We start from the raw sequence: 304 nt of genomic DNA on the forward strand, positions 1-304 counted from the left end.
GAGCTGGGTGCCTCAATGATGGTGGCATCCACCAAAGTGCCTTGGGTCATCATGACGCCTGCTTCGGCCAGCCAGCGATTGATGGTCTTGAACAATTGACGGGCCAGTTGATGCTGCTCGAGCAGGTGGCGGAAATTCATGATGGTGGTGCGATCCGGCAGGGCGCTATCCAGGGATAATCGGGCAAACAGGCGCATGGAGGCGATTTCGTACAGGGCATCTTCCATGGCACCGTCGCTCAGGTTGTACCAATGCTGCATGCAGTGAATACGCAGCATGGTCTCCAGCGGATAGGGCCGTCGGC

General features: G+C 57.9%; 1 protein-coding gene. It reads right to left on the bottom strand.

Going from position 1 to position 304, the window contains the following annotated elements; translation table 11 throughout:
* On the bottom strand, positions 1-304 hold a 304-nt coding region (locus tag OGY19_RS01755), incomplete at both ends, for a transposase (protein WP_143188248.1).

Origin of the sequence: Citrobacter sp. Cy070, assembly GCF_030332245.1 — a bacterium.
Lineage (GTDB): Bacteria > Pseudomonadota > Gammaproteobacteria > Enterobacterales > Enterobacteriaceae > Citrobacter > Citrobacter youngae.